Genomic DNA, 19554 nt, shown 5'->3' with positions numbered 1-19554 from the left:
GCCAGGCCATGAACGACGTTTCGGTCATTGACCGCTTCCTCGACATCTTCTCGCGCTACATCGACTCGGGCTTCGGACTGTTGCATGGCGAGGTGGCGTTCCTGACCGCAACGTTGATCGTCATCGACATGACGCTCGCCGGGCTGTTCTGGGCGATGGGGCATGCCACCGGCCAGGGCGAGGACGTGATCGCCAAGCTGATCCGCAAGGTGCTGTACGTGGGTGCCTTCGCCTACATCATCGGCAATTTCAACACCCTGGCGGGCATCCTGTTCCGCTCATTCGCCGGGCTGGGCCTGACGGCCAGCGGCTCGACCTTGAGCATGGGCAACTTCCTGCAGCCGGGACGGTTGGCCAAGGCCGGTATCGACGCAGCGGCGCCCATCCTCGACCAGATCCGGGAGATGGCGGGCTTCCCGGAGGTCTTCATCCACATCGCGCCCATCGTCGTGCTATTTCTCGCTTGGCTGGTGGTCATCGTCAGCTTCTTCGTGCTGGCGGTGCAACTCTTCGTCACGTTGATCGAGTTCAAGCTGACCACGCTGGCGGGCTTCGTGCTGGTGCCGTTTGCCCTCTGGAACAAGACAGCGTTTATGGCCGAGAAGGTGCTGGGCAACGTGGTGTCCTCGGGCATCAAGGTGCTGGTGCTCGCCGTCGTCGTGGGTATCGGCTCAGGGCTGTTCGCCGAATTCAGGATACCGCCCGGTTCCGAGCCGTCCATCGACCAGGCGCTGGTCATCATGCTGGCCTCATTGTCCATGCTGGCCCTGGGCATCTTTGGGCCGGGCATTGCGACAGGCTTGGTGTCCGGTGGGCCACAGCTCGGCGCGGGCGCGATGGCCGGTGCTGCCATCGGCGCAGCCGGAACCGCCGTGGCGGTCGGTGCCGCGGCTACCGGCGTCGGAAGCGCAGTGGCGGCCGGGGCACGCATGGCACCCGCCGCCGCCCGCTCGATGGCATCGACCGCCAGCAGCGCCAAGTCGACGTACCAGGCGGGCTCCACTTCGGCCGGTGGCGGCCTGAAGGGTGCCGCCGCCGGCGTGGGCAATGTTGCCAAGACCGGCGCGCAGGCGGCCGGGCAGAAAGTCGCCGATGGGGCGCGGTCGATGAAGGAACGCATGGCGGCGGCCTTTCGGCCCGATGACGCGCCGGCCTCCGGCGCCGCGCACGCCGACCCTGACGCTAGCGGATCGGCTCCGTCTGCCGAACAACCCGCCTGGGCCAAGCGCCTGCACCGCAGGCAGCAACTCACCCATGCCGCGACGACCGCCGCCCACACGCTGCGCGGCGGCGACGGCGGCAGCTCCAGCCAGGGGCCAAGCCTGCGTGATTCCGATTCCTGATCTTGAAGGAGAACTCCCATGCGATTCAAAAGACCGCAGGTGCGCTATGCCAACACACCGCAGCCTGCTACCCCGTACCAATCCGCCGCCCAGGCCTGGGACGAGCGCATCGGCTCGGCCCGCGTACAGGCGAAGAACTGGCGGTTCATGGCCTTCGGCTGCCTCACTTTGGCCGTACTGATGGCCGGTGGCCTGGTCTGGCGTTCCGCGCAGTCCATCGTCACCCCCTACGTCATCGAGGTGGACAACTCGGGTCAGGTGCGCGCTGTCGGCGAAGCGGCCACGCCGTACCGGCCCAGCGATGCGCAGATTGCTTACCACCTCGGCCGCTTCATCGGTCTGGTGCGCTCGCTGTCCATCGACCCCATCGTGGTGCGGCAGAACTGGCTCGATGCCTATGACTACACGACCGACAAAGGCGCCGTGGTGCTCAACGAGTACGCCCGCGTGAACGATCCGTTCGCGCGTATCGGCAAGGAGTCGGTGACGGTGCAGATCAGCAGCGTGACCCGCGCCAGCGACACGTCGTTCAACGTGCGCTGGACGGAGACGCGCTTCGTCAACGGCGCGCTGGATCGCACCGAACGCTGGAACGCCGTGGTGTCCATCGTGCAGCAGACGCCGCGCACCGAGCAGCGCGTGCGCAAAAACCCCCTGGGCATCTACGCCAACGGGCTGTCGTGGAGCCGCGAACTGGAAGCGAACGAAGGAGCAAAACCATGAATGATCTTTTCCGTAAATCCGCCTTGCCGATCATGCTGCTTGCCCTCACGGGCTGCGCTACGCAGGGCAAGCCGCCGCCGTCCATCTCGCTCGATGAGCCGGTGCAGGCCCAGCCGCTGCCGGAGCCGCCTACGCCTGTGGAGGTAGTGGCTGTGCCGCAGGTGCTGCCGATGCCAGCGCAGATGAAACCTGTGCCGGATGCCAAGTCCGTCGCAGAACCCGCCGATGAAACCGTGCGCGTGTCTCGCGCCAACGCCGAGGCGCGTATTGCGCCCACGCGCGAGGGCTACGTCAACGCGATTCAAGTGTGGCCCTTCACAGATGGCGCGCTGTATCAGGTCTATGCGGCCGTGGGCCGCGTGACGGTGATCGCGCTCCAGCCTGGTGAGGAGCTGGTGACGGTGGCTGCTGGCGACACGGTTCGCTGGATCGTCGGGGACACGTCGAGCGGCAGCGGCGATGCGCTGCGCGTCAATGTGATGGTCAAACCGATCCGCTCGGGGTTGAAGACCAACCTAGTCATCACCACCAGCCGGCGCACCTACCTGCTGGAGCTGACTTCGACCGAGAAGACGTGGATGGCGTCGTTGTCCTGGGAGTACCCGAAGGACAAGATGCTGGCCCTGCAGCGCCAGGCGCAAGCGGCCAGCGCCGTCGCGCCGGTCGATAGCGGCCTGTCGCTGGAGAAGATCCGCTTCCGCTACGCGGTCAGCGGCAGCAATCCGCCGTGGAAGCCGCTGCGCGCCTTCGATGACGGCGGGAAGGTCTACATCCAGTTCCCGCCGGGCATCGCGCAGGGCGAGCTGCCGCCGCTGTTCGTCATCGGCGCGCAGGGCGACGGGCAGTTGGTGAACTACCGTTTTCGGTCGCCGTATTACATCGTGGATCGCCTGTTCGGTGCGGCCGAACTGCGCCTGGGCGGAGACAAGGGCGATGTGGTGCGGATCGAGCGCACCGATGGCGTTTCCGGTGGCACGCGGAGGAACTGACCATGAGCCAGGACGACACTCGCGATCTTGGCACGCCACAGGCGGGCAAGGTCGCGCCCGAGGCGGTGGCGCTGCGCGCCCAGCCGCGCCCGGTCACACGCCTGAATCGGCGCACCTTGGCCATGCTCACGGGCGGCCTGTCGGTCGCCGTGCTAGGGCCACGATCTGGTCATTGCAGCCACATCGGCGCGGCGCAGGCGAGCAGACCGAGCTTTACAACGTGGATCGCGTCTCGAAGTCCGAGGGGCTGGATGGCCTGCCTTCGGATTACTCCAAGCTGCGGAAGGTGCCGGAGCTGGGGCCGCCGCTGCCGGGCGATCTCGGCCCTGCCATCGTGAAGGCGCAGCAGCCGGTGACACCCACGTATGCGCCACCGGGCCACGACCCGGAGGACGCTCGGCGCAAGGAAGCCGAAGCGGCAGCGGCTTCCTCGGTGTTCTTCCATTCTGGTACGCCCGGCAAGACCGCAGCGCCAGCGACTGCGCAAGCGGCTGGCCCGGCATCGACCTTGGCGGGCTTCGACCCGCTGGCCGCTGGGCCGGCCTCGACGGCTGCCCAGCCTGCCGACCCGACCGCCGTGCAGAACCGGCAAGACCAGAAAGAGGCTTTCCTGAAAGGCGGTTCTACGGAAACCCGCAATTCTGGCAATCTGCAAATGCCAGCCTCGCCGTACCAGATGATGGCCGGGACGGTGATCGCCGGGGCGCTGGTGACAGGCATCAAGTCGGACCTGCCGGGCGACGTGATTGGCACGGTGACGGAGCCGGTCTACGACTCGGCCACGGGCAAGTTTCTGTTGATCCCTCAGGGCTCGCGCCTCATGGGCAAGTACAACAGCCAGATGAGCTATGGGCAGAGCCGCGTGCAGGTGGTGTGGAACCGCATTATCTTGCCGGATACGTCTTCGCTGAAGCTCGACAACCTCGCGGGCGCCGACCCGGCCGGCTACTCCGGCCTGGAGGATGGCGTCGATTGGCACTGGGATCGCGTCTTTGCCGGTGCGGCGCTGACGACACTGCTGGGCGTGGGCGCGGAGCTGGCCGCGCCGGAGAACCGGCAGAACGGCAACCGCATCGTGATTGCCGGGCGCGACAGCGCGCAGGACAGCATCAATCAGGTCGGCCAGGAGATGACCCGGCGCAACATGAACATTCAGCCGACCTTGACGGAGCGGCCGGGCCTGCCGGTGCGGATCATCGTCAACCGCGATCTGGTGTTGCGACCGTACCAGCCGATGTTCTTCCAGCGGGGGCGATGCGATGAGCACGACGAAGAAATTGCGGCTGGGGCCGCTGCCCAAGCTGGAGTCCACGAAGCTAACCTTTGCGTGCTCGGTCAGCCTGAAAGCCGACCTTGACCGCTATGCCGCGCTGTACGCGCAGGCGTATGGGGAGGCGGTCGATGCCACGATGCTGATCCCGTACATGCTGGAAACCTTCATGGCGGGGGATCGAGGATTCAAGCGCACGCAGACCAAGAACGAAAAAGCCGCCTCTGCTTGACAGAGGCGGCTCTTGAATTGGTGCCCGAGGCCGGAATCGAACCGGCACGCCTTGCGGCGGGGGATTTTCTTCCCACTTCGGCTTTCGCCGCCGCCGTCTCCGAAGAAACGGCGTTCGTGGGCTGGAGCACGCCTTCACCATAGCCTTTCGGCCGTAGGTGCCCGCCGTCTGCTCTCTACACCTTCCGAGGAGCCTTTCGGCTCCAGGGCTTGGCTCGGTATTAGCTCGGACTTGCGTCCAGGGCCTTCGCCGAGTTTGACGGGCTTCACCTCTGGGGTTTCCCCGGAGGGCTCAAATTTGGTCTGAGTCCCCTGCGTCTACCAATTTCACCACTCGGGCATGACGCACGATGCTACTTCAACTATCTACTCCTCACTGGGAGCCAGCTTGCATCGTCCTGGCTCCTAGCTGACTCCTGGCTCGAAATGCAGGCATCTCGATCAAGAGGCGATTTATCACTCAATCCCTTGTCCCATGCGGCTTGGCAGGCAGTGACCTCAAGCAAGAACTACGTAGAAGTCCCTATTTTTGAGTCCGCTGCGTCTACCAATTCCACCACTCGGGCTATTGTTGGGTGCGTGAACTCGCGAAGACATGAATTATGGCACAGTATTGGGTATGAATTCCTACCCCACCATCGAGGACGCAATCGGGAACACTCCACTGGTTGCCTTGCAGCGTATCGGAGCCCAACAGAGTGCCGCGCGCGGCAATGTGATTTTGGGGAAGCTGGAGGGCAACAATCCTGCGGGCTCGGTCAAGGATCGGCCTGCGGTGTCGATGATTCGGCGGGCCGAGGAGCGTGGCGAGATCAAGCCCGGAGACACGCTGATCGAAGCGACTTCGGGTAACACCGGGATTGCGTTGGCGATGGCGGCGGCGATCAAGGGTTATCGGATGGTGTTGATCATGCCGGAGGATCTGTCGATCGAGCGCGCGCAGACGATGAAGGCCTACGGCGCCGAGTTGATTCTCACGCCCAAAAGCGGCGGCATGGAATACGCCCGCGATCTCGCGGATACGATGGTCAGCCAGGGCAAGGGCGTGGTGCTGGACCAGTTTGCCAATGCCGACAATCCGCGTTCGCACTACGAGGGCACCGGCCCTGAGCTATGGGAGCAAACCGGTGGCCGCATCACGCATTTCGTGAGTGCGATGGGCACGACGGGCACGATCACTGGCGTGTCCAGATTTCTGAAGGAAAAGAACCCGAATGTGAAGATCGTCGGCGCGCAGCCGACGGAGGGTTCGCGCATTCCGGGGATTCGCAAGTGGCCCGACGAATACCTGCCCAAGATTTACGATGCATCGCTCGTTGATGAGCTGGTGTATGTGACGCAGAACGACGCCGAGGACATGGCGCGTCGCCTAGCGCGCGAAGAAGGTATCTTTGGCGGCATTTCCGCGGCTGGCGCATGCGTGGTGGCGCAGCAGATTTCAGAGCGCGAAGAGAATGCGACCATCGTGTTCGTGGTGTGTGATCGCGGCGACCGCTATCTGTCCACGGGCGTTTTTCCGGCGTAGGCGAGCGTTAGCTCTGCGCTTCGCCGCTGGCCATTCACTCGGGCCACCTTTCAATAAAAACCGACAACAACAATATGCACCACGAGACACGCTTTTGCCCCCATTGCGCGACATTGCTTGAGCCCACGATTTTGCTGGAAGACAGCGGTGAGGTCGAGCGGCTGCGCTGCCCCGCATGTGGCTGGACGCATTGGAACAATCCGACGCCGGTGCTCGCGGCCATCGTCGAGGTGAACGGGCAGGTACTGCTCGCGCGCAACGCGGCCTGGCCGCCGAGGATGTTTGCGCTGATCACCGGGTTCATGGAAGCGGGCGAGTCACCGCAGGAGGGCGTTGCACGCGAGGTCAAGGAGGAAACCAACCTTGACGTGCGCAGTTGCTCCATCGTGGGTGCATACGAATTCCTGCGCATGAATCAGGTGATCATTGCCTACCATGTGGTCGCCGAAGGCGAGGTCAAGCTCTCGCCCGAGTTGGTGGACTATCGCTTCGTCAATCTGGGCGAACTCAAATGCTGGCCCGCCGGTACGGGTTATGCGCTGGCGGACTGGCTCAAGTCACGCGGCTACGAGCCGGTGTTCTTCACTGAAGAAGAGAATGCCGAGCGCCGTCGCGGGCTGGACTCGCCGCCGTCCAACTGAGCATCGAGCAAGCAAGTCAGACATAGAGTGAATGGATATGCAAGTAGACAAGGAAATCGATACCCGTGGCCTGAACTGCCCGCTGCCGATTCTGCGCGCGAAGAAGGCGCTGGCGGAGCTCGCGAGCGGTCAGTTGCTCAAGGTGGTGTCTACCGACACCGGCTCAATCCGGGATTTCCAGGCGTTTGCCAAGCAGACGGGCAACGAACTGGTCGAACAGCAGACCGTGGGTGACGAATTCATCCACGTGCTCAAGCGCCGTTGATCGAGAGAAAGACAGGTTGAGCAGGCGCAGGTTCAGTCAGCGTCAGTACGCAATCGCGTCGCGCACGCCCGCGAGCGCCGCGCGCAATTGAGCGAGCGGCATGGAGCCTAACGCAAGGCGTAGGGCATGCGGCACGGAAGCGGTAGTCGCGTAGGGCTCGGCGGTTGATACCGCGATGCGCTGGTTCAGCAGCGAGCTTGCGACCTGATCGGCGCGCAGATCCTCACCAAGCGGTATCCACACGTAGTAGGAATGCGGGTGGCGGATCAGCCGCATTCCCGCAAACACTTCACTCACGATGGCCTGACGAGCGGTGGCATCGATACGTTTGTCGCGTTCGAGCTTGTGGATGGTGCCGTCTACGAGCCAGCGGCAACCGAGCGTGGTCATGATGGCCGCCGTGTTCCAGGTGGTGGCGCGGATGCCGCGCTCAAGGGCGTGCACCATCGGTGCGGGCGCGGCGATGAAGCCGACGCGCAGGCCCGTCGCAATGCTCTTGGATAGGGCGCTGACATAGACCGTGATTTCGGGTGCCAACGCGGCCAGTGGCGGCGGTGGAGCGTCGGCCAGAAACGCGTAGGCGGCGTCCTCGATGATCAGCAGACCGTGTTTGCGGGCGATGGAGACCAGTCGCTGTCGGCGTGTCAGGCTCAGTACCCAGCCGAGCGGATTGTGCAGTGTCGGCATGGCATAGATGGCGCGCACCTTGCGGCGTGCGCAGACGGTCTCGAGCGCGTTGAGATCAGGTCCGTTGCCCGAGGCCGGGATCGGCAGAAGTTCAAGGCGCAGCGATTGCGCGAGCAATTTGAAGCCGGGGTAGGTGAGCGCATCGACCGCAACCACGTCCCCCGGTTGAAGCAGGCTCATGGCCGTGACAGTGAGGCCGTGCTGCGCGCCATCGACGAACAGCAGGCGAGATGCATCCACCGCGAGGCCGCGCGATTGCAGATGTGTGGCCAGGACGCTTCGATCATGCGGCCTGCCCGCATGGGGCTGGTAGTGAAGCAGCGATTCCAGATCACCCGAGTTCGCCAAGCGGCGCAATGCGGTACGCAGCAATGCGGTCTGACCCGCGACGACGGGGCTGTTGAACGTGAGATCGGCATGATCCGGTGCCTGTGCAGGGTAGTCCACACCGAGGCCGAGCGGCAGCGACAAATCCTTCACGAAGGTGCCGCGCCCGGCTTCGCCACTCACGAGGCCCATGGCCTGCAATTCGGCATAGACGCGCGTGGCGGTGACCAGCGCTATCCCGCGTTGACCGGCAAGCCTGCGATGCGTGGGTAGGCGCGTGCCTGCGGCAAGCCGACCGCTGCGGATTTCTTGCGCGAAGTGGTCTACCAGGACCTTGTAGCGAGCATCTGCCATTGTGTGATGAGTGTATCCATGACAATATTTTGATTGTATTGAATCATGAAATTAACATCCGGAGCAGCCGTGATTTTGAGGCGGGCGATCTTTTTTTGAGGGCATGCAATGGTGTTGGCGGTAGGCAAAAATTCAAGTTCGGATGGTTGGTGGAACGGCCTTTTGGGCGTAGTGATCTTCAGCGGTTCACTGCCCGCGACGCGGCTCGCATTGCGGGATTTCGATCCGATGTTTCTCACCGTGGCGCGTGCCGCGATTGCGGGGCTGCTGGCTCTAGGGCCTGTTCACACAACCCACGGGGTCGCGCAAGCCAGACAGGACCGCTCATGCTAGGCGCATGACGCCGCGCGGGTAGGCACCCGCGCAAGGAATGCAACGCCGCAGGGGCGGCCCTGCCTGGCTTGCCCGAAGGGTTGTGCAGTCTTGGGCGGTCTGCGGCGTTGCAGTCTCTCGCAAGGTACCTACCTTGCTTCGAGCCTGCGCCTTGCATCCCATCCCAAGACTGCACAACGCGATCCCCGTGCGTTGTGTGAACAGGCCCTAGCCATCCTGTTGTGGCGCAGGCAAGCGTGGCCGCAGCGTTCGCAGTGGATTTCGCTCGCGGTGGTGGCAATCGGTGTGGTTGTGGGTTTTCCGCTGCTCACGGCTCTCGCGCTGCAGCACGTGACCTCGGCGCACTCCATCGTGTTCATCGGGCTGTTGCCGCTCTCCACGGCGATTTTCGGAGTGCTGCGTGGCGGCGAGCGGCCACGACCGGCCTTCTGGGTGTTCTCGTTGATCGGCAGCGCGCTGGTGGCGGGCTTCGCACTGCGTGAAGGCGTGAGCGCCGCGCCGCTCGGCGACACCTTCATGCTGCTGGCGATTGCGCTCTGTGGTCTTGGCTACGCCGAAGGAGGGCGTCTTGCGCGCTCACTCGGTGGTTGGCAGGTGATCTCCTGGGCGCTGGTGTTGTCGCTGCCGCTGATGATTGCCGCCGTGTTGTGGTTCTGGCCCGATCATCCGCTCCAGGACGTGAGTGGGCCGGGCTGGCTCGCTCTAGGTTATGTGGCTTTGTTCAGCATGTTTCTGGGTTTTGTGTTCTGGTATCGCGGGCTCGCACAGGGCGGAATAGCAGCGGTGGGGCAATTGCAGTTGCTGCAACCGTTCTTTGGCCTGGCGCTCGCGGCCAGTTTGCTGGATGAGGCCGTGAGTGCGGCGATGCTGGTGGTGACGATTGCGGTCGTGCTGTGCGTGGCGGGCGCAAAGAAATTCGCCTCATGACGGCGTGCATTCGTCATGAGGCGATGGATGTGCACGCAGACGGAATCAGAGGCTCAGCGTCTTCAGATATTCGCGAAAGCTCGATCCCACGTCGGGGTGCTGCAAGGCCAGATCGACGGTGGCTTCGAGAAACCCTTCCTTGCTGCCGCAGTCGTAGCGACGGCCTACATACTGGAACGCGTACACGGTCTCGGACGACATCAGGCGACCGATTGCGTCCGTCAACTGGATTTCGCCACCGGCACCCTTGGGCTGCGTGCGCAGCTCTTCAAAGATGGCGGGCGTCAGCACGTAGCGGCCAGCCACGCCCATGCGCGACGGGGCTGTTTCTGGCGTGGGCTTTTCCACGATTTCATCGATGCGCATCAGCGGGCCACCGGCGGGCTCGCCCTTGACGATGCCGTAGCGCCTGGTTTGTTCGAGCGGGACTTCCTGCACGGCGAGCAATGAGCGGCCCTGCTTGTGAAACGCGGTGGTCATCTGCTTCATCACGCCGGGACCACCGGGTTCACCGCGCATCAAATCATCGGCCAGCAGCACGGCAAACGGGTCGTTGCCAACCAGAGGTTCGGCACAAAGCACGGCGTGGCCCAGTCCCAAGGAGCGCGGCTGGCGCACGAACAGGCAGTTCATGTCGGGCGGGCTGATGCTGCGCACCAGATCGAGCATGGCTTCCTTGCCCGCGTTTTCGAGCTCGTTTTCAAGCTCGTAAGCGGTGTCGAAATGATCTTCGATGGCGCGCTTGCTGCGACCGGTCACGAAGATCATGTCGCGGATACCGGCTTCGTAGGCCTCTTCCACGGCGTACTGGATCAAGGGCTTGTCCACCACCGGCAGCATCTCCTTCGGCGAGGCCTTGGTGGCGGGCAGAAATCGGGTGCCGAGACCAGCGACGGGAAAAACGGCCTTGCGCACGCGCGTGTGATTGCTCATGAGTTCGTCGATTCCAAAAATGACACCAGCGACCGGGCTCAACCCAGACGCGCCAGTTGTTCCTTGATGCGTGCGAGTGTCGCACTCTTCTCGGACACCCGGGCGCGTTCCTGCTCCAGCACGGCGGCTGGCGCCTTGGCGACGAAGGCCTCGTTGCCGAGCTTCTTTTCGGAGCTGGCGATTTCGCCTTCGAGGCGCGTTGCCTCCTTGGACAGGCGGGCCTTTTCGGCGGCCACGTCGACTTCCACGAACATCGCCAGACGCGCATCGCCGACCACCGCGACTGGCGCGTTCTGCGCTTCGGCGGCCCATGCGGATTCGTCTTCGAACACCTTCGCTTCGCTGAGCTTGGCGAGGTTTTGCAGCACGGCGGCGTTGTCGCGCAGGAACTGCGCATCGGCGGCCGAGCCTGCCACGGCAAGCAGCGGCAGGCGCTGTGCGGGCGACACTCCCATCTCGCCGCGCAGCGTGCGGCAGGAATCGACCATCTGCTTGATGCGGCCCACGTAGGCAATCGCCGCCTCGTCGATCTTTGCTGGTTGCGCCTCCGGATAGCGGGCAATCGACACCGACTCGCCCGGCAGGCCCGCAACCGGCGCGACCTTTTGCCAGAGCGCTTCGGTCACGAACGGAATGATCGGATGCGCGAGACGCAGGATGGCTTCGAGCGTGCGGATCAGCGTGCGGCGCGTGGCGCGTTGCTGCGCCTCGTTGCCGTTCTGGATCTGCACCTTGGCGATTTCGAGATACCAGTCGCAGAACTCGTTCCACACGAATTCATAGATCGTGTTCGCGACGTTGTCGAGACGGTACTCGGCAAAGCCCTTGGCGACCTCGGCCTCGACCTTCTGCAATTGCGACGAGATCCAGCGATCAGGCTGGCTGAAGTGCATATAGCCTTCGAATTCGCCACCGGGCTGGCACTGCTCCTTGGTGTGTTCCTGCAGGCCGCAGTCATGGCCCTCGCAGTTCATCAGCACGAAGCGGCTGGCGTTCCAGAGCTTGTTGCAGAAGTTGCGGTAGCCCTCGCAGCGCTTGGAGTCGAAGTTGATCGAGCGGCCAAGCGACGCCAGTGCGGCAAACGTGAAGCGCAGAGCGTCGGCGCCGTAGGCCGGAATGCCGTCCGGAAATTCCTTCTGCGTGTTCTTGCGGACCGTCGGCGCGGTCTCTGGGCGGCGCAGGCCCTGCGTGCGTTTTTCAAGCAGTGGCTCCAGCGTGATGCCGTCGATCAGATCGACCGGGTCCAGCACATTGCCTTCGGACTTGGACATCTTCTTGCCGTGCGCATCGAGCACCAGACCGTGCATGTAGACATGCTTGAACGGCACGCGCCCCGTGAAGTGCGTGCTCATCATGATCATCCGGGCAACCCAGAAGAAGATGATGTCGTAGCCCGTCACCAGCACCGACGAGGGCAGGTACAGGTTGTAGTCCGAGTCGGCGGCTTCGCCTTGCTCGGGCCAGCCCATGGTGCTGAACGGCACGAGTGCCGATGAGTACCAGGTGTCGAGCACGTCGGGGTCGCGCGTGAGCTTCTTTCCAGGTGCCTTGGCCTGCGCTTCGGCCTCGTTGCGCGCGACGATGCAGTTGCCGTTCTCGTCATACCATGCGGGGATCTGATGACCCCACCAGAGCTGGCGCGAGATGCACCAGTCCTGGATGTTGTTCATCCACTGGTTGTAGGTGTTCACCCAGTTCTCGGGCACGAACTGCACCTGACCGCTCGCCACCGCGTCGATGGCCTTGGCGGCGATGGACTTGCCGGTCGGGTCGCCTTCGCCGACCTTGGTCATCGCCACAAACCACTGGTCGGTCAGCATCGGCTCGATCACCTGGCCGGTGCGCGTGCAGATCGGCACCATCAGCTTGTGCTTCTTGATCTCGACCATCAGCCCGGCGGCTTCGAGATCGGCCACGATGGCCTTGCGTGCCACGAAGCGATCCATGCCGCGATATTTCTCGGGCGCGTTTTCGTTGATGGTGGCCGCCAGCGTGAGCACGCCGATCATCGGCAGCCCGTGGCGCTGGCCGACCTGGTAATCGTTGTTGTCGTGCGCGGGCGTGACTTTCACCACGCCGGTGCCGAATTCACGGTCCACGTAGTCGTCGGCGATGATCGGAATCTCGCGGCCCACGAGCGGCAGCGTCACGGTCTTGCCGATCAGATGCTGGTAGCGCTCGTCTTCGGGATGCACCATCACGGCCACGTCGCCGAGCATGGTTTCGGGGCGCGTCGTGGCAACCACCAACTGGCCCGATCCATCCGACAGCGGATAGGCGATATGCCACAGCGAGCCGTCCTTCTGCTCGTTTTCGACTTCCAGATCGGACACCGCCGATTGCAGCTTCGGGTCCCAGTTCACGAGACGTTTGCCGCGGTAGATCAGGCCCTGCTCGAACAGGCGCACAAAGGTCTCGTTCACCACCCTGGAGAGCTTGTCGTCCATGGTGAAGTATTCGCGGCTCCAGTCCACGCTGTCGCCCATGCGGCGCATCTGCGTGGTGATGGTGTTGCCGCTTTTTTCCTTCCACTCCCAGACCTTTTCCGTGAACTTCTCGCGGCCGAGGTCATGGCGGCTCACGCCCTGGTCTTGCAACTGGCGCTCGACCACGATCTGCGTGGCAATGCCTGCGTGGTCGGTGCCCGGCACCCACGCGGTGTTGTAGCCCTTCATGCGGTAGTAGCGCGTGAGGGAATCCATGATCGTCTGGTTGAACGCGTGGCCCATGTGCAGCGTGCCGGTCACGTTGGGGGCGGCAACTGGATGGAGAAGTTGCGGTGCTCGGCGACGGACTCCGCATTCGGCGCGCCGGTGCCACGGTAGCCCGCGTTGCCATAGCCGCGCTTTTCCCACTCGGGACCCCATTGGGCCTCGATGGCTGCGGGTTCGAACGATTTGGAAAGGCTGTCGAGGCCCGGTTGTGAAATTTTGTTGTCGTCGCTCATGGCAATGCAATGAAAAACGGCATCCCGTGGGATGCCGTTGGGGCAATGGTCGGAGGGTTCGTTCCATTTTATTCGTTTCGCGCCTCGGCTCCGCGCTCACCTCATATTGAGCCGCTCGTGCGTGCGGAATCTGCGGGATTCAACTGCCGGGCACGAATTCGGGTCGGTCATTGGTGCCCGGCTTGAGGGATTCCGTGACCTTTCCCGCAGCGCGTTCCTTGCGCCACTGCTGCTTGCGCTCGGTCCATTCCGCCAGACGCGCGTGGGCGGTGCGGCTCTCGCGCGCCATCAGCGCCTCGCCCGCGAGCTGCGCCGACAGTTCGAGCCGGATTCCATTCGGGTCGAAGAAATAGATGCTCTTGAAGATGTGGTGGTCGGTGATGCCGAGCACCTCGATGCCATGCGCCTGAAGCCGCGCCTTCGTGGCTTCGAGATCCGCGACCGTATCCACGCGAAAGGCGATGTGGTTCACCCACGGCGGCGTATTGGGCGAGGGCAGCGGCTTTTCATCGTCGCCGATGTCGAAGAACGCGATGAACGAGCCGTCGTTGAGCCGGAAGAAGAAATGCGTGTACGGGCAGTACTCGCCGGTGGAGGGGACGTAGTCGCTCTGGATGATGTGATAGAGCGGTAGGCCAAGAATGTCTTCATAGAAATGCCGCGTCTCCTCGGCGTCGCGCGCCTTGTAGGCGTAGTGGTGCAACTGCTGGATGGTGGCGGGGGAGGGCAGGTTTGCGCGGGTTGCTGCGGAGGGAATTGCGCTCATGGAAGTCTCCTGAGAGAAAGGAATGTGGTTTTATTATGCGTAATTAATTTACCTAAACGAAATAAGGTAATTGGCAGTGCTTGATCTTGCTTGAGGGTGCATGCGGTGCATTTGTTTCAGATCAGACTTTTCTATCGATTCGCTGGAGATGTTTGTCAGACGATCCAGTGGGGTGTGCTGGCGCAGCTACTACAAAGCGCCGGCCAAGGTGCTCTACACTCGAAGCTAGTTTTCTTGACCGACATCGTGATCGATAGGCAGATTTCTTTATCAGCCCTCGTTTACATCCACCCGATGCCTGCTGCATGAATCTCCTCGCCCAAGCCGTACTGTCCAGAATCCAGGGTGCCAACGAACGCATCAGCACGCTGCGCGTGGTGGCGCTGGATCAACCGGGGATGGATTCATCTGCGCGCCATGTGGTCACGCTGCAGACCACGCATCTCAAGGCGGGGCTGGCCACGCAGGTGGACGAAAGCACGCTCACGCCCATGCCCGTCACGCTCGAGCTGGCGCGGCAGCGGGCGGTGAACTATCTTCAGCAGCGGCTCGCGGCGGGCGAGGTGCTGAAATCAAGGCAGGGTTTCGATGAGGTTGCCACCTTCGAACGTATGGCCGCAGCGCCGGAGCCCACCGCGCAACCCGAATCATCGGCGCAGGCGCGGGCGATTGCCGTGCTGTGCGCGAGGCTCGATGGCAATGCCTGGCGGCGCATGTCTGCCGGGCAGCAAGGGCGGCTGATCTGGCGGCTCGCGGAATATGCCGATCCGGCGCGCGGCGGCGCGGCCCAGCAGTTGCTTCATGCGCAGGTTCCGCGCCTGATTGCGCTGCTTGAAACCGGTGACGATCTGCTCGACTACTGCCTGGCCTACCTCATCGGGCGTCTGCGTGACGGCGGAGCGGCGGTTGCGATGCAGGCGTTGTCGGAGCGCGGGCGCAGCGGCGCGACGCGCGATCTGGCGCGCCAGGCATGGCTCGCGTTGCTCGGTCCCGACGAGCGCATCACCGCGCTCGAATCGACACGGCAGTTACTTGCCGATCAGGGCGGGCAAGCCGCGATGGACGGCCGGTCACGGCGAAAGAATCGAGAGATGTCCGGCGACGCGCTGGCGCTGCTGCACACCGATGAACTCGGTTGTTTTGACGATGCGATGGCGCAAACGGCGCGCGAACTGATGGCGAGCGTCGATCCGGGCGGCGACCTGTGGCCCGCGATCAAGCGCATCTACAAACGCGCGGAGTGGCGGCACGATCACGAAACGCTGGCCGTGCTGCATGCGCGCTTCGACGGGCCGAAAGGCGCGTTCGCGCAGTTTCACCGCGAGACCGTGCTCTACATGCGCCTGCGTGGCTGGCGTCATCTGCGGCGGCTCGCGGCGGTGGAGCACAGCGAGGCTCCGGCGCTGGCCGTGGCGTTGTTGAAACGCATGGACGAGCTGTGCGGCGAGCAGCCCGCAACCCGCGCCGGAGCCTTGCCCGAAATGCACTGGTTGCTGGCCGCACGACTGGTGCTGCCCGAGTGGAGTGGCCTGCTCGCCTCGCATCGCGCGTGGAGTTTTCGTGTCAACGCGCCGTTGAACCTGGAGCAGTTGCCTGCCAACCGTGTGGACGGCCTGGCGCAGATGTGGAACGCGCACCCGCAGCGCTTGCTGCAACTGGTGGGGCAGGTGCGTTCCGAGCTGCTGCTGTGGTCGTTCACGCGCGCACTGAGCGATCAGCGGGATTTTCTGCATACGCAGGACGCTTCGCAGATTGCGCCGCTGCTGCGTCAACGCTATGCGCCCGCCGCCGCGCTCGGGCTCGAGGTGGTGCAAAGGCACATGGCCGACGTGCGCGACATGCAGTCCCTCAGGCCGTGGCTCATGGTGCTGGCGCAATGCGGCGACGGGCCTGCGGCGGACTACCTGAGCGCCTGGCTGTCGCGCGACCGGATCGGTGCCGCCGGTGATGCGGATCTGGTGGCGTCGCTGCTGATTTCGCCAGCGGCTGTGCTTCGCACGCAAGGCGTTGCACTGCTGTCGTTTGCCGATGGCGCGGCGGTCGCGCTGGCCCTGCTGGCCGTGCTGCCCACGATCGACGACGCCAACCCGGCGCTTCCTGAAATCCGCGACAACATCGTTTCGCTGTTGAGCGAGAACGCGCCGCTCGCGAGGTCGGCGGCCAGCGTGCCGCCACTGCCGCTTCAACGCCTGCTCGAGCATTCGCTCACGCCGCTGGTGCAGATCGCCACAGCCTGGCTGCTGGTTCATCCAACCGCATTGCAGACGCTGCCCGCAAGCTCGTTGCGCGCATTGCTCGCAGCCGACGAGCCCGCGCGCGTGGCCTGTGGCATTCGCCTGCTGGGCAGCCTGCCGGACGACTTGCTCTACGAACAAGCCGACGTGCTCGCGGAGTTTGCCGTCTCGCCGCACCGTGAATTGCGCGAGGCCGTCAAGCCAATCATCACGCGCCTGGCGCAGGACTCGCGCTGCAACGCGCGCATCGCCGAGCGCCTGCATGACGTGCTGTTTCGTGCCGAGGAGGGCGAGGGCGCCTACGACGATGCGCTTGCGCTGCTGACCGGGCCGCTGCGCGACGCGGCGCCCGCGCGCGATGCCTCGGGCGCATGGCGGGCGTTGCAGGCGCGTGCAAGCGGAGCGCAGCGTTACGGTGCGTGGGCCTTGCAGTCGCTCGGCGACGAGGCCTACAGCCTGCGCCAGTGGGCCACGCTCGCACGACACGCGGATACCGACGTGCGCGCGCGCAGCCGACGGAGCCTGGACACGCTGCTTGCACCCATCGGGCAGACCACGCCCGCGCAGGCCGAGCAGTTGCTGACGCTGGCCGACGCGCGTTTTGCCGATACGCAGGAATACGCGCGCACATTGTTTGGCGAACGCCTGCCGGCATCGGCACTGTCTCCCGAACTGCTGATTGCCTGGGTGGACCATCCGCAGGTCTGGGTGCAGGCGCTTGGCCGCCAGCGGCTCACGCAGCGCATGACCGCTCCCGAGGCGAGCATGTGCCTCACGCGGCTGTCGCAACACCCGAGTACCAGTGTGCAATTGTTCGTCACCCAGTGGCTTTTGAGCCTGCCCGACGAATCACCGCGCGACCGTGCGGCGCGGCTTCAGGAACTACAGCCTTATTTTCTTGCGGTGCTCAGCCAGGTGCACCGCGCCCGCGCGAGCAAGACGCGGGTGCTCGCGTTTTTGCGCACGCAACTCGACTCACCGGACACGGCGAGCGTGGTGGCCGGCATCTTTGCGCGGCAGGTGGTGAGCGCGAGTCTCGCCGATCAGCCGGACTATGTAGCGGGCCTGCGCGACATCGCCGGGCGCCACCCTGCGCTTGCGCAGAGTTTCATGCAGCCGGTCGCCGTCGAGCACCGCGCAAGCGGCCCGGCAACGTCCGTCATCTGAGGTCAGCCATGGAATTCAAATACCAGTACTACGGTGCGACACAGGTCAGCGACACGGCGGCCTCGCAATCATTTTCGTTTGCGCCCGATCTGCTCAGGCCACCCACGCGCTTTGACGGCATTCTGAGACGCGACGGGCTCGCTTATCTGCAGGTGCGCGAAGGCCTGTCTGCGCTGCACGATGTGGTGGTGAGCGACATGCGCACGCGTGGTCGCGACAAGACCGCTTACCGCCAGTGGCTGGCCGAGCACGAGTCGCAACTGCTCGCCGGTTTCATGGCCGATACGGGCCATATCCGCGAGCGTGCCAAGGAGATCACGGTCGAACTCAGGCGCCTGCGCGAGAGCAAGGCCAAGGTGCTGAGCCCGTTCTATCGGGCGCAGCGCCAATATTTCGATTGGCTCTACCAGAACAACCGCGATCTCTGGTACGTGCTCGATCCCGTGATCACCGTGCATCCCGACCGCCTGCTGTTCGAGGCGTTCAGCCAGGACGAGTCCAGTTACTGCTCGGTCAGCATCCAGCACGCGGCGTTCGAGCATGCGGGCGAAATGATCTGCGGCACGACCAACATCGACTACTCGGCAAGTCTTTACGAAGAATTCCAGAAGATCCGCAACTACAAGGACACGCGGCTGCAACTCGATCCTTCGGGCTTTGACGTGCGCACCGGCGATGATCCGGGTCTGCGCGAGGAAAAGATCGAGCTGCCCGATAGCTGGTTGCGCGGTTTTCTGCAGGTGTCGAGCGCCATGGCACTGCCCGCGACCGTGATCGATCTGCATCCCATGGATGTGTTCAACATCTGCGCGCAACTGCGATCCCAGCGCGAAAAACATGGCCCGCGCGCGATGCGGTTTGAATTGGCGCCCGATGCCGCACCGTGCATCGTGTTCGAGCCGTGGGAGAAGCGCCTTCAGACCAAGCGTTCGCAGTTGCTGGGGCCAGCGTCCACACCGGCGCGGACCATACGCATCTGGGGACGCCGGCGTCTGCTGACGCTGGAGCGGCTGATCTCACAGGCCACGCGCGTGCGTGTGCATTTGCTTGGCACCGGCATGCCGAGCTTCTGGGTGATCGACATGGGGCTCGTGACCGTCACGCTCGGCCTTTCCGGCTGGAGCGCCAATGACTGGGCCGCAAGCGCGCGTTTTCATCTGATGGCACCCCAGGCCGATGTAAAGGATGCGGACATCGATGCGGTCGGTAAGGCCTTGCAATCTTGCTGGCAGGCCAGTGCGCAGGAACTCGCCGCGATGACGGGACTTTCCATCGCGCAGGTCCATGCCTGCATGACGAGCTGGATGAACGCGGGCCGCGCGGTATATGACCTGTCGGCCGAACGCTATGCGTGGCGCGAGCTGCTGCGCGAGCCGCTTAGCGCCGAACAGCGCATGGTGCCCGCATCGCCCGAAGAGGAAGCCGCGCTCAATCTGATCCGTAGCGGTGCGGTGGCGGTGCCGCAGATTGATTTTGCGGACGGTTTTACCCGCGTGACGGGACGGATTTCGCGCGGCAATGGTGACAAGCGCTGGTTTGAAACGCAGTTGGAACTCACTGCCGACGATCACATGACGGATGCGCGCTGTACCTGCAATTTTTTCCAGCAAAACCGCTTGTACCGAGGTCCTTGCCAGCACATCGTGGCGCTGCGGCTGGCTGCCCAGGATGCGCTCGACGCGCATCGCCGCACGATAGTTTCCACATCCCTTGAAAAGCAGGGAGAAATCGCGTGAGTTTTCTGACCAATTGCACTAAACTCCTTTTTGATGGAGCAGATTCAACGCGCAGGCTCTTGCAATCCGGGTGGTGTTTCGCCGCCCATGTGAACTGCCGTTTCATGCATCACGGGCGCCGTTTTCACTGTGCCACCCCAGCCACGGTAGTGCATT

Annotated in this window: 14 protein-coding genes and 2 pseudogenes; 11 read left to right on the top strand and 5 right to left on the bottom strand. The window is 63.8% G+C overall.

Going from position 1 to position 19554, the window contains the following annotated elements; genetic code table 11:
- Positions 1-8 precede the first annotated feature (8 nt).
- From trbL to H9K75_RS05875, 8 genes and pseudogenes are all read left to right on the top strand, one after another.
- Positions 9-1343, top strand: a complete 1335-nt coding sequence (gene trbL, locus H9K75_RS05910; RefSeq protein WP_016452511.1) for a P-type conjugative transfer protein TrbL — start codon at positions 9-11, stop codon at positions 1341-1343.
- A gap of 18 nt (positions 1344-1361) precedes the next feature.
- Entirely contained in the window at positions 1362-2066 is a 705-nt protein-coding gene (trbF, locus tag H9K75_RS05905) for a conjugal transfer protein TrbF (RefSeq protein WP_016452510.1), read from the top strand.
- Positions 2063-3055 carry a P-type conjugative transfer protein TrbG gene (gene trbG / locus H9K75_RS05900; protein ID WP_016452509.1) on the top strand — a complete coding sequence of 331 codons (993 nt, stop codon included), beginning with the start codon at positions 2063-2065 and terminating at the stop codon, positions 3053-3055. Before trbF ends, trbG begins: the two co-directional genes overlap by 4 nt.
- Before the next feature lie 2 nt (positions 3056-3057).
- Positions 3058-4307 (top strand): annotated as a pseudogene (locus tag H9K75_RS05895) (TrbI/VirB10 family protein); the annotation flags it as partial.
- A 7-nt stretch (positions 4308-4314) separates the two neighbouring features.
- On the top strand, positions 4315-4557 hold the full coding sequence (locus tag H9K75_RS05890; RefSeq protein WP_016452507.1) for a DUF2274 domain-containing protein: 243 nt from the start codon (positions 4315-4317) through the stop codon (positions 4555-4557).
- A 618-nt stretch (positions 4558-5175) separates the two neighbouring features.
- Positions 5176-6081, top strand: coding sequence for a cysteine synthase CysM (gene cysM, locus H9K75_RS05885; RefSeq protein WP_187725111.1), 906 nt, complete (start codon positions 5176-5178; stop codon positions 6079-6081).
- A 74-nt stretch (positions 6082-6155) separates the two neighbouring features.
- Positions 6156-6722 (top strand): NUDIX domain-containing protein, encoded by a 567-nt coding sequence (locus H9K75_RS05880; RefSeq protein WP_187725110.1) that lies wholly within the window; start codon positions 6156-6158, stop codon positions 6720-6722.
- 37 nt (positions 6723-6759) lie between these two features.
- Positions 6760-6987 (top strand): sulfurtransferase TusA family protein, encoded by a 228-nt coding sequence (locus H9K75_RS05875; RefSeq protein WP_187725934.1) that lies wholly within the window; start codon positions 6760-6762, stop codon positions 6985-6987.
- 42 nt (positions 6988-7029) lie between these two features.
- Here the strand turns inward: H9K75_RS05875 and H9K75_RS05870 are convergent, their stop codons facing one another.
- Together H9K75_RS05870 and H9K75_RS05865 are read right to left on the bottom strand one after the other, a co-directional pair.
- Positions 7030-8355: an aminotransferase-like domain-containing protein gene (locus H9K75_RS05870; RefSeq protein WP_187725109.1), complete on the bottom strand. Its 1326-nt coding sequence runs from the start codon at positions 8353-8355 to the stop codon at positions 7030-7032.
- Complete coding sequence (locus H9K75_RS05865) at positions 8325-8594, bottom strand: hypothetical protein (protein ID WP_187725108.1); 270 nt, start codon at positions 8592-8594, stop codon at positions 8325-8327. Before H9K75_RS05865 ends, H9K75_RS05870 begins: the two co-directional genes overlap by 31 nt.
- Before the next feature lie 238 nt (positions 8595-8832).
- On the opposite strand from H9K75_RS05865, the gene H9K75_RS05860 reads away from it, so the two are divergent.
- Positions 8833-9615 carry a DMT family transporter gene (locus H9K75_RS05860; RefSeq protein WP_404826432.1) on the top strand — a complete coding sequence of 261 codons (783 nt, stop codon included), beginning with the start codon at positions 8833-8835 and terminating at the stop codon, positions 9613-9615.
- A 45-nt stretch (positions 9616-9660) separates the two neighbouring features.
- On the opposite strand, the gene galU is transcribed toward H9K75_RS05860, so the two are convergent.
- The 3 genes and pseudogenes from galU to H9K75_RS05845 form a co-directional block, all read right to left on the bottom strand.
- Complete coding sequence (galU, locus tag H9K75_RS05855) at positions 9661-10548, bottom strand: UTP--glucose-1-phosphate uridylyltransferase GalU (protein ID WP_187725107.1); 888 nt, start codon at positions 10546-10548, stop codon at positions 9661-9663.
- A gap of 38 nt (positions 10549-10586) precedes the next feature.
- A pseudogene (locus H9K75_RS05850) lies at positions 10587-13495 on the bottom strand (valine--tRNA ligase).
- Between the two features lie 139 nt (positions 13496-13634).
- Complete coding sequence (locus tag H9K75_RS05845) at positions 13635-14261, bottom strand: VOC family protein (RefSeq protein ID WP_187725106.1); 627 nt, start codon at positions 14259-14261, stop codon at positions 13635-13637.
- Positions 14262-14566: 305 nt separating this feature from the next.
- On the opposite strand from H9K75_RS05845, the gene H9K75_RS05840 reads away from it, so the two are divergent.
- Together H9K75_RS05840 and H9K75_RS05835 are read left to right on the top strand one after the other, a co-directional pair.
- On the top strand, positions 14567-17662 hold the full coding sequence (locus H9K75_RS05840; protein WP_187725105.1) for a hypothetical protein: 3096 nt from the start codon (positions 14567-14569) through the stop codon (positions 17660-17662).
- A gap of 8 nt (positions 17663-17670) precedes the next feature.
- Positions 17671-19398 carry an SWIM zinc finger family protein gene (locus tag H9K75_RS05835; RefSeq protein WP_187725104.1) on the top strand — a complete coding sequence of 576 codons (1728 nt, stop codon included), beginning with the start codon at positions 17671-17673 and terminating at the stop codon, positions 19396-19398.
- Positions 19399-19554 lie beyond the last annotated feature (156 nt).

Source organism: Diaphorobacter aerolatus, from assembly GCF_014489535.1.
Lineage (GTDB): Bacteria > Pseudomonadota > Gammaproteobacteria > Burkholderiales > Burkholderiaceae_C > Diaphorobacter_A > Diaphorobacter_A aerolatus.
Note: the sequence above shows the minus strand (reverse complement) of the source record. Positions and strands in the feature narration are given on the sequence as shown.

Bases quoted from the DNA above. Each gene is read 5' to 3' on its own strand.
- trbL (WP_016452511.1), top strand. From the start codon at position 9: ATGAACGACGTTTCGGTCATTGACCGCTTCCTCGACATCTTCTCGCGC.
- trbF (WP_016452510.1), top strand. From the start codon at position 1,362: ATGCGATTCAAAAGACCGCAGGTGCGCTATGCCAACACACCGCAGCCT.
- trbG (WP_016452509.1), top strand. From the start codon at position 2,063: ATGAATGATCTTTTCCGTAAATCCGCCTTGCCGATCATGCTGCTTGCC.
- H9K75_RS05890 (WP_016452507.1), top strand. From the start codon at position 4,315: ATGAGCACGACGAAGAAATTGCGGCTGGGGCCGCTGCCCAAGCTGGAG.
- cysM (WP_187725111.1), top strand. From the start codon at position 5,176: ATGAATTCCTACCCCACCATCGAGGACGCAATCGGGAACACTCCACTG.
- H9K75_RS05880 (WP_187725110.1), top strand. From the start codon at position 6,156: ATGCACCACGAGACACGCTTTTGCCCCCATTGCGCGACATTGCTTGAG.
- H9K75_RS05875 (WP_187725934.1), top strand. From the start codon at position 6,760: ATGCAAGTAGACAAGGAAATCGATACCCGTGGCCTGAACTGCCCGCTG.
- H9K75_RS05870 (WP_187725109.1), bottom strand. From the start codon at position 8,355: ATGGCAGATGCTCGCTACAAGGTCCTGGTAGACCACTTCGCGCAAGAA.
- galU (WP_187725107.1), bottom strand. From the start codon at position 10,548: ATGAGCAATCACACGCGCGTGCGCAAGGCCGTTTTTCCCGTCGCTGGT.
- H9K75_RS05845 (WP_187725106.1), bottom strand. From the start codon at position 14,261: ATGAGCGCAATTCCCTCCGCAGCAACCCGCGCAAACCTGCCCTCCCCC.
- H9K75_RS05840 (WP_187725105.1), top strand. From the start codon at position 14,567: ATGAATCTCCTCGCCCAAGCCGTACTGTCCAGAATCCAGGGTGCCAAC.
- H9K75_RS05835 (WP_187725104.1), top strand. From the start codon at position 17,671: ATGGAATTCAAATACCAGTACTACGGTGCGACACAGGTCAGCGACACG.